8 protein-coding genes are annotated in these 9,317 nt (G+C 62.5%); 3 read left to right on the forward strand and 5 right to left on the reverse strand.

Features of this window, described 5'->3' with window-relative positions; genetic code table 11:
* Window positions 1-1,464 (reverse strand): HAMP domain-containing protein (locus tag ACIQ17_RS26425; protein WP_398472279.1); only part of this gene is annotated, 1,464 nt, incomplete at its 3' end.
* 190 nt (window positions 1,465-1,654) lie between these two features.
* On the opposite strand from ACIQ17_RS26425, the gene ACIQ17_RS26430 reads away from it, so the two are divergent.
* Window positions 1,655-1,816, forward strand: coding sequence for a Thivi_2564 family membrane protein (locus tag ACIQ17_RS26430; RefSeq protein WP_398472280.1), 162 nt, complete (start codon window positions 1,655-1,657; stop codon window positions 1,814-1,816).
* 128 nt (window positions 1,817-1,944) lie between these two features.
* On the opposite strand, the gene ACIQ17_RS26435 is transcribed toward ACIQ17_RS26430, so the two are convergent.
* The 4 genes from ACIQ17_RS26435 to cysP all read right to left on the reverse strand — a co-directional run bounded on the left by ACIQ17_RS26435 (window position 1,945) and on the right by cysP (window position 7,132).
* Window positions 1,945-4,107 (reverse strand): malate synthase G, encoded by a 2,163-nt coding sequence (locus ACIQ17_RS26435; RefSeq protein ID WP_398472281.1) that lies wholly within the window; start codon window positions 4,105-4,107, stop codon window positions 1,945-1,947.
* Window positions 4,108-4,237: 130 nt separating this feature from the next.
* On the reverse strand, window positions 4,238-5,107 hold the full coding sequence (cysW, locus tag ACIQ17_RS26440; protein WP_398472282.1) for a sulfate ABC transporter permease subunit CysW: 870 nt from the start codon (window positions 5,105-5,107) through the stop codon (window positions 4,238-4,240).
* A complete protein-coding gene (gene cysT / locus ACIQ17_RS26445; protein ID WP_398472283.1) occupies window positions 5,107-5,934 on the reverse strand; it encodes a sulfate ABC transporter permease subunit CysT in 828 nt (275 codons plus the stop codon). The genes cysW and cysT overlap by 1 nt, the downstream gene beginning before the upstream one ends.
* Window positions 5,935-6,118: 184 nt before the next feature.
* Window positions 6,119-7,132, reverse strand: a complete 1,014-nt coding sequence (cysP, locus tag ACIQ17_RS26450; RefSeq protein ID WP_398472285.1) for a thiosulfate ABC transporter substrate-binding protein CysP — start codon at window positions 7,130-7,132, stop codon at window positions 6,119-6,121.
* 314 nt (window positions 7,133-7,446) lie between these two features.
* Here cysP and cysG point away from each other — a divergent pair, with 314 nt between their 5' ends.
* Together cysG and ACIQ17_RS26460 are read left to right on the forward strand one after the other, a co-directional pair.
* Window positions 7,447-8,883, forward strand: coding sequence for a siroheme synthase CysG (cysG, locus tag ACIQ17_RS26455; protein WP_398472286.1), 1,437 nt, complete (start codon window positions 7,447-7,449; stop codon window positions 8,881-8,883).
* On the forward strand, window positions 8,880-9,194 hold the full coding sequence (locus ACIQ17_RS26460) for a DUF2849 domain-containing protein (RefSeq protein ID WP_398472287.1): 315 nt from the start codon (window positions 8,880-8,882) through the stop codon (window positions 9,192-9,194). Before cysG ends, ACIQ17_RS26460 begins: the two co-directional genes overlap by 4 nt.
* The last annotated feature ends 123 nt before the right edge of the window (window positions 9,195-9,317 follow it).

Raw genomic sequence — 9,317 nt, forward strand, 5'->3', positions numbered from 1 at the left:
GCTGAGCTCTTCGGCGGCGGCGGCGACGTTCTGCACATTGGCCGAGGCGTCGTTGGATGCACGCGCAGCATCCTGAACCCGGGCATTGGTCTGGCTCGAGACCGCAGCCATGCCGTCCGACGTCGTGCTCATCTGGTCCGAGGCGCTGCCCAGGGTGCCGAGCGTGTCCTGCATCTGAACCTCGAACTGGCCGATATACTGCTCGATGGTCTGCTGGCGATTGGCCGCATGCGCGTTGCGTTCGCGCTCCTGCTCCTCGATCCGGCCTTTTTCGAGGGCCTGCTGCTTGAAGGTCTCCAAGGCGCCAGCAAGCGCACCGATCTCATCATGGCGCTCGGTGTAGCTGGCCTTCACCGACAGGTCACCGCCGGCGACCTGTAGCATGGCGTCGCGGATGCCATTGAGCGGAACGATGACGCGGCGAGCGACAGCAATCATGCTGCCGATGGCTGCAGCGATGGCGATCAGCAGAAACGCGGTTTGCATGGCGAGGGCGCGCTGTGCGATCGTGATGTGCTCCGCTGCCCGATCGATGGCCTGATCAAGCGCACGTTCGGCGACCGCGACCGCGGTGCCCATGCGCGGCACCGAGAACTGGCTCCAGTCGTTGGCCTTCATCTCGGGCGGCGTGCCGGCTGCCAAGGCGGCGGCCAGACGGTCGCGGAGACCGGCATAGTTCGGGTCGAAATAGGTCGTCTTGGCAAGATCGATCGCCTTGACCACATCCGGCGACAGACTGGCGCCCGCCGTCGCGCTCTGCAGCGCCAGCCATGCCATGTCGATGCCACCGACATATTTGGCATAGGTCGTCGGACCGTTCGGGGGAAGCTTGCCAGTTGCGAGGCTGCTCGAAAGAAGTGTCGTTGCGTCGCCCGCGACGGTGCGCATCAGCCACGCCATCTGCTTGATCATCAGCAGCTGATCGATCTCGGCATCCTGATGGCTGACGGCGACGGCCAGGCTGACGGCGATGCTGTCGAGCGTCGGCAGCAGTGCGTCGTTGATCGTCGCATAATCCTTCACCAGTGCAGGGCGGCGCTCGGCCTTCGGCTTCTGCATGGCCTCCCAGGATTCGGCCTGCAGCTTGTTCAATTCGCCCATCAACCGCTTGAGCTCGGGCAGCAGGCGGGCCTTATCGCTGAAGTCGATCTGTTCGAGCAATTCCGCGGTCTGGCGCATCGCGGGCATCTCGGCCTCACGCAAAGCGCGCAGATAAGCGAAGAAATCCGGAGCGGGGACGTCGTTGCCGTTCAGCGTCCGCACCGTGCCGACACGCTCGGCACGCAGATTGTGCATCGCCTTGAAGGCGTATGACGACGCCTTGGCAATCGTGGATACGCGATTGGCAGCGTTCAGGCGCTCCCACGAATTCCACGCGCCATGCGCCAGGATGATGACGATGCACGCCGCCATCACAGCGATCACCGATTTCAGGAGAGTGGAGACAGTCATACGAGAGAGCATTTTTTGATTCCTCAGCCAGCGGTGTCCAGATAGGCCGAGAACCGTAAATAATTCCGCTATGCGAAAGAGGTGTGTTCCTGATGTGGAACCTGCATGGCTCGTGCGCGTTCTGTTGTGTAGTTGCGCTGGCGACTTCGAGCCCGCGCGTTGTCACACCGACGTCATCTCGTCAGGTTGGGGGAAATATCAGATGGGCATTCTCATCAGTGCATTGATTACGTTTCTTGTCGTCATTCTGATTTTGTATTTGATCAACATGCTGCCGCTGGACGGCCGCGCCAAGCAGATCTGCCGGATCATCGTGATCATCCTCGGCGTGATCTCGCTGTTGAAATATATCGCGGTGTTTTAGCCTGCCATTGCCACTCAGCTGTCATCGCCCGGCTTGACCGGGCGATCCAGAAAACACTGATGACAAGTAGAGTGAAAACGAAAAAGCCCCGGCGTGAGCCGGGGCTTTTGCTGTTTAATAGTAGGCGATCAGCCTGCCGCCTTCGCTTCACGGCGACGTGCGGTGAGGATGTATTCCGTATAACCGTTAGGCTGCGTACGTCCTTCGAAGATCAGGTCGCAGGCGGCCTTGAACGCGACGCCATCGAAGGACGGCGCCATGTTCTTGTAGATCGCGTCGCCCTTGTTCTGGCCGTCCACGACCACGGCCATGCGCTTCAAGGATTCCATCACCTGATCCCTGGTGATGACGCCCTGATGCAGCCAGTTGGCGAGATGCTGAGCGGAGATGCGCAAGGTGGCGCGGTCTTCCATCAGGCCGACGCCGTGAATATCCGGCACCTTCGAGCAGCCGACGCCCTGGTCGATCCAGCGCACGACATAGCCGAGGATGCCCTGGCAGTTGTTGTCGATCTCCTGCTTCACATCATCGGGTGCCCAGTTCGACTGCGACACCGGAATGGTGAGGATGTCGCTGAGCTTGCCACGGGCGCCGCCCTTGGCGAGTTCTTTCTGCCGTTCGATGACGCCGACCTGGTGATAGTGCAGGGCGTGCAGCGTCGCCGCAGTCGGCGAGGGCACCCATGCGGTGGTGGCGCCGGCCTGCGGGTGGCCGATCTTCTGGGTCAGCATGTCCGCCATCTTGTCCGGCGCGGCCCACATGCCCTTGCCGATCTGCGCATGGCCGGGCAGGCCGTCGAGCAGGCCGGTATCCACGTTCCACTCTTCATAGGCCTTGATCCACGGCGTCGCCTTCATGTCGTTCTTGCGGATCATCGGGCCCGCTTCCATCGACGTATGGATCTCGTCGCCGGTGCGGTCCAGGAAGCCGGTATTGATGAACATGATGCGCTTCGACGCATTCTGGATGCAGGCCTTGAGGTTCACTGTGGTGCGGCGCTCTTCGTCCATGATGCCGACCTTCATGGTGTTCTCGGGGAGCGACAGCATCTTCTCGACGCGGCCGAACACCTCGCAGGTCAGCGCGACTTCGTCTGGGCCGTGCATCTTCGGCTTCACGATATAGATCGATCCGGTGCGGCTGTTGCGCAGCTTGCCGGTGCCCTTGACGTCGTGGATGCCGATCAGGCCGGACACGGCTGCGTCGAGCAGGCCTTCCGGAATCTCGTTGCCATCGCTGTCGAGCACGGCGTCGGTGAACATGTGATGGCCGACATTGCGCATCAGCATCAGGCTGCGGCCGTGCAGCGTGAGATCCTTGCCCGACGGCGTCTTGTAGGTGCGGTCGGCATTGAGCGCGCGGGTCAGCGTCTTGCCGCCCTTGTCGAAGTCGGCGGACAGCGTGCCGTTCATCAGGCCGAGGGTGTTGCGATAGACCAGCACCTTGTCGTCGGCGTCCACGGTGGCGACGCTGTCTTCCATGTCGAGAATGGTGGAGACGGCCGCCTCCATCAGCATGTCCGACACGCCGGCGGCATCGTCCTTGCCGATCGGGCTGGCGCGGTCGATCTGCACTTCGATATGCAGGCCGTTATTGACCAGCAGGATCGCGTTCGGTGCCGCGTGATCGCCGAGATAGCCGGCGAGCTGGGCTTCGTTCTTCAGCGCGGTGATGTTGCCGCTCTTCAGCTTGGCCGAGAGCTGGCCCGACACGATGCTGTAGCCGGAAACGTCGGTGTGGCTGCCGGTGGCGAGCGGGACGGCGGAGTCGAGGAATGCCTTGGCCTTGGCGATCACCTTGTCGCCGCGGGCCTTGTTGTAACCCTTGCCGGTTTCCGACGGATCATGCGGGATCGCATCGGTACCGTAGAAGGCGTCATACAGGCTGCCCCAGCGCGCGTTCGCCGCGTTGAGGGCGTAGCGCGCATTGGTCAGCGGCACGACGAGCTGCGGGCCGCAGATCTGGCCGATTTCTTCGTCGACATTGGCGGTCTCGACCGTCTTGGTCGCGGGTTCCGGCAGGAGGTAGCCGATGTCCTTGAGGAAGGCGGTGTAGGCATCGAGGTCGAAAGCCTTGCCCTTGTTGGCGCGGTGCCAGTCGTCGATCTTGGCCTGCAGCGTGTCGCGCACCTTGAGCAGTTCGCGGTTCTTCGGGCTGAGGTCCTTGATCAGGCCGGCCACGCCGGCCCAGAACGCATCGGGCGCGATCCCGGTCTTCGGGGCGGCCTCCTTTTCGATGAAGTCGTACAGGACGGGCGCGATCTGCAGACCGTGGGCGTCGATGCGTTTCATGATGCGTTTTCTCTCGGGAAGGCGGCGATTAAGCTCTGATTTTGGGAACGTGCAGGTGAAGACTGCCGAAAACGCGGCCGTCTTGGGACGTTGTAGCGCCAAAGCAGGGGGGCGGAAAAGCCCCTGCGGTCTAATGGCCGGCGGCCCGTCCGTGCGTATCCGGCGAGAAACGCTCCAGCACCACCTTGATCAGGATGGTGAACAGCGCCACGGCGGTGAGCACCGTCGCGGCGGCAAAGGCGCCCGCGACATTGTAGTCCTGATACAAAAGTTCAATCTGCAGCGGCAGCGTGGTGGTCTGGCCGCGGACATTGCCCGATACCACCGAGACTGCACCGAATTCGCCCATCACGCGCGCATTGCACAGGATCGCGCCATAGAGCACGGCCCAGCGGACGTTTGGCAGTGTCACCTTGACGAAGGTCGCAAAGCCGGAGGCGCCAAGCGTCACCGCGGCTTCTTCTTCATCGGTACCCTGCACCTGCATCAAGGGGATCAGTTCGCGCGCCACGAAGGGCGCGGTGACGAACATGGAGGCCAGCACGATGGCTGGCAGCGCGAACATCACCTTGATGCCGAGAATCTCGATGATCGGCCCGAACAGCCCCGTGGTGCCATAGACGAACAGATAGGCGACACCCGCGACAATGGGCGAGATCGAGTAAGGCAGCTCGATCAGCGCGATCAGCAGCGTGCGGCCGGGGAAGGTGAATTTTGTGACGCTCCAGGCGGCGGCGAGGCCGAACAGGATGTTCACCGGCACGGCAATCAGCGCGGCGATGACCGTGAGGAAGATCGCATGCTGCGTGCCGGGTTCGGACAGGTTGCGGAAGAACACCTCGATGCCCTGCGACAGCGCCGAGGAGAAGATCAGCGCAATCGGCGCGATCAGGATCAGCAGCGTCAGCACGAAGACGATGCCGAGCACCACGCGGCGGGTCACGGGCCCCGCGCCGACCGGCGTCACCATCCATGCGCCATTGCTGCGTTGGTCGGCCATCACGCATTTCCCTTGGTGAGATAGCGCAAGTTCCAGGCCTGCACGGCATTGGTGATGATCAGCATCGTGAAGGCCATCGCCAGCATCACCACGGCGATCGCGGCGGCAGCCTCATAGTTGTATTCTTCGAGGCGGATGTAAGTGAGCAGCGCCACGATCTCGGTCTTCATCGGCTGGTTGCCGGCAATGAAGATCACCGCGCCGAATTCGCCGAGGCTGCGCGCGAAGGACAGCGAGCAGCCAGCCAGGAAGGCCGGGAAGATCGCGGGAAAGATCACACGCCACAGGATCTGCAGGTCGCTGGCGCCGAGCGAACGGCCGGCTTCTTCCACATCGGTGCCAAGATCCTCGATCACCGGCTGCACCGTGCGCACCACGAAAGGGATGCTGGTGAAGGCCATCGCGATCGCAATGCCGAGCGGCGTATAGGCGACCTGAATGCCGAGGCTCTCGAGCGGCCCGCCGAACCAGCCATTCTTTGACAGCAACGCAGTGAGTGCGAGGCCGGCGACGGCGGTGGGCAGCGCGAAGGGAACATCGACCAGCGCATCGAGGATGCGTTTGCCGGGAAATTGATATCGCGCCAGCACCCAGGCCAGCAGCAGGCCATAGACCGCGTTGAAGGCGGTGGCTGCGGCGGCCATGGTGACGGTGACGCGAATGGCGGACAGCGTCCGCGGCGATGACAAAATGCCCCAGAGCTGCGTCAGGCCGACATCGGACGCCTTCAGGATCAGCGCGCACAGCGGCAGCAGCACGATCACCGCAAGATAAAGCAGGGTGATGCCGAGCGAGAGCCTGAAGCCTGGAATGACGGTGCGACGCAAGAGAGGGTCCGGTGAGTGAAGCGGAATGCGCGCTTCATAGACGATTTGGGGGGAAATGGAATGGAGGGGAGCTCCACTCTCCCATTGTCATCGCCCGGCTTGTCCGGGCGATCCCGTATACACCGTTCCCTCAGCGATTACTGGGTCACCCGGTCAAGCCGGGTGACGACAGTGATCGTAGCGCTTATTTCCCGCCGAACAGTTGATCTAACTTCGCACCCGCATTGAGATGCTCTGCGTTCAGCTTGTCCCAGCCGCCGAATTCGTCCTCGACGCGATACAGCTTCACATCGGGGAACTTGTCCTTGTTCTTGGCCATCAGGTCCTTGTCGACCACGCGGTTATAGCCCTTGAGCTCGATCGCCTGACCCTCCGGGGAATACAGGAATTCGAGATAGGCCGTCGCCAGCGCCTTGGTGCCGTGCTTGTCGGCATATTTGTCGACCACGGTGACCGGGAATTCCGCCAGCACGCTGGTCGGCGGCACCACGGATTCGACCTTGTCCTTGCCGACGAGGTCGCGGATCGAGGCGGTTTCGGCCTCGAAGGTGATCAGCACGTCGCCGGTGCCGCGCTCGACGAAGGTGGTGGTCGCCGCACGGCCGCCGGTATCGAACACCGGGACATTTGCGAACAGCTTCTTGATGAATTCGTCAGCCTTCTCCGCGCTGCCATACTTGTTCTTCGCGAAGGCATAGGCGGCGAGATAGGTGTAGCGGGCGTTGCCCGAGGTCTTCGGATTCGGGAAGATCACCTGCACGCCCGGCTTCACCAGGTCGTCCCAGTCCTTGATGCCCTTCGGATTGCCGGCGCGCACCAGGAAGGCAGGCAGCGAATAATAGGGCGAGGAATTGTTCGGCAGCCGCGACGCCCAGTCCTTCGGGATCAGCTTGCCGCGATCATACAGCACCTGCACGTCCGTCACCTGGTTGAAAGTGACGACATCGGCCTCGAGCCCTTCAAGGATCGAGCGCGCCTGGCGCGACGAGCCGTTATGCGACTGGTTGATGGTGAGGTCCTGGCCGGTCTTGGCCTTCCATTGCTTGATGAAGGCGGCGTTGATCTCGACATAGAGCTCGCGCGCGATGTCGTAGGACACATTGAGCAGTGTCGTCGGCGTTTGGGCCTGCGCGGGCGCGCTGGCGCCGATGGCGAGAAGGCCGAGGCCGGCAGCAAAGGTGGTCAGAAGGCGGTTCACGGGAAGTCCCCTGCGTTGAACGGGTCGATGAGTGAAAGACGGCGGGCTGATCGAGCTGGCTGCGGCGTTTTGCCCTGTAAACGGTCCGGAATTTGCTCCGCAACGAATGCGTGCAGTTGCGCGTTTTCCTGCAACTGGCCGGCCGCTTCGTGATCGTGGAGAAGAACCATCTCTGGCGCGTGGTGTTCGAAGATAAAAAGTTCTACAATTAGAACGGTTCGAAGAAGAAATAATCTTCTCTTTACGCCGTACAATCGAGAGATATATAGAAAATAATTCCAGTCAACCCGAAAGTTTCTGGCAACGGAGTGTGCATGCGCTTTTTGCCTGTCTTCCTCGACTTGCAGGCCGGACCGATCCTCCTGATCGGTGCGGGAGAACTCGTGCGCGCGAAATTACGGCTGCTGCTGGCGGCGAATGCCCGCATTCGCTGGTACGCGATTGATGGCGACCGCGATCTCGCCGGTCTCGATGCTGCAGCTGTCGATGCGATCGAGTTTGCCGAGGGCAATCCGCTTGCTGCCGATCTTCATGGTGTCATCGCGGTGATGTGTGCAGGGGCCGGCGATCTCGGCCCGATGATAGCGCTGCGTGCCAAGGCGGTGGGGCTGCCCGTCAATGTGATGGACGATCTCGCCAACTCCACGTTCATTTTTCCGGCCATCGTCGATCGCGGCGATGTGGTCGTGGCTGTCGGCACTGGTGGAACGTCGCCGGTGGTGGCGCGTCGCGTGCGCGAGATGATCGAGAGTGTGTTGCCGGCACGGATCGGCGATCTCGCCAGTTTCATCGGGCGCTGGCGCAAGTCGATCAATGACAGGATCTCCGAGGCGCCGCTGCGTCGCCGCTTCTGGGAGCGCGTTGTCGACGGCGACATCGGCGCCAAGGTTCTGGCAGGTCGCGGTGGTGACGCCGAACAGGTACTGGGTGCAATCGACGATCTTTCTGCTTTTGCCGGTGCCTCGCAGGATGGCGCGGCGAGGGGCCATGTCACGCTCGTAGGCGCCGGCCCCGGCGATCCCGATCTGCTCACCATCAAGGCGCTGCGCGCGCTGCAGGATGCCGACGTCGTCTTCTACGACGAACTCGTGTCGCCGGAAATTCTCGACCGCATCCGCCGCGACGCCTCGCGTGTGCCAGTCGGTCGCCGCATCGGCAAACCCGGCATCGGGCAGGATGCAACCAACGAACTGCTGGTCGAAGCCGCGCGCGCCGGCCAGCGCGCAGTGCGTCTGAAAGGCGGCGATCCCTTTATCTTCGGCCGCGGTGGCGAGGAGATCGAGGTATTGCGCAGGGCCGGCGTACCCTATTCGATCATTCCTGGCATCACCGCGGGGCTCGGCGCCGCCGCGATGTTCGAGACACCGCTGACCTATCGCGGCGAAGCGCTGCGTATCACCTTCCTGACCGCGCATAAGGAAAAGGACGCCGGCGCCGTCGACTGGTCCGTGCTGACCGACGCGAAGATGACCATCGTCGTCTATATGGGCATGACCGCCGCGCCCGCGATTCGTGAAGGTCTGATCGCGGCAGGCCGCTTGCCGCAGACCCCGGTGGGCGTGTTCGCGCGCGTGACACGGCCCGACGCGCAGGCTGCTGTCGGCACCCTCGAAAATCTCCCCGCGCTGGTCGAGCAGATCGACGGCGGCCCGGCGATCCTCATCATTGGCGATGTCGTGGCGCATTCCGCGCCCTGGCGTGCCGCCAACATCAACACTTTCGTCTCTGACATTTTGGTAGCTGCCGAATGACCTCTCCGCTGCAACAGAAAATCAAGATCACCGGCCCCTCGGTGGTGACCGCCAACCGCACTTGGGATGGCATCGTGATCTATCGCGACAGCAAGAAGGGCTGGACGCCCGATCTTGCCGAGGCGGCCATCGTGCGTACCGCCGATGATGCGCGCGCACTGCTGGCCGAATCCGCCGCCGATGACGTCGTTGCCATTGGCCCCTATATCGCCCCTGTGATCGTCAAGGACGACGGTGCCGTCGAGCCCGGCAATCTGCGTGAGCGCATCCGCCGCAAGGGCGTCACCATCGATCTGCCGATCCCGGCCTGAGCTCAGTCGCCAAGGTTTCTGCCATGTATGCTTATGACGAAATCGACCGCACGCTGGTCAATGAGCGCGTTTCCGAATTCCGCGATCAGGTGAAGCGCCGTCTGTCCGGCGAACTCACCGAAG

The organism is Tardiphaga sp., from assembly GCF_044340795.1.
Taxonomy (GTDB): domain Bacteria; phylum Pseudomonadota; class Alphaproteobacteria; order Rhizobiales; family Xanthobacteraceae; genus Tardiphaga.

Coding starts and splice junctions, on each gene's coding strand:
- ACIQ17_RS26430 (WP_398472280.1), top strand. CDS start 1,655: ATGGGCATTCTCATCAGTGCATTGATTACGTTTCTTGTCGTCATTCTG.
- ACIQ17_RS26435 (WP_398472281.1), bottom strand. CDS start 4,107: ATGAAACGCATCGACGCCCACGGTCTGCAGATCGCGCCCGTCCTGTAC.
- cysW (WP_398472282.1), bottom strand. CDS start 5,107: ATGGCCGACCAACGCAGCAATGGCGCATGGATGGTGACGCCGGTCGGC.
- cysG (WP_398472286.1), top strand. CDS start 7,447: ATGCGCTTTTTGCCTGTCTTCCTCGACTTGCAGGCCGGACCGATCCTC.
- ACIQ17_RS26460 (WP_398472287.1), top strand. CDS start 8,880: ATGACCTCTCCGCTGCAACAGAAAATCAAGATCACCGGCCCCTCGGTG.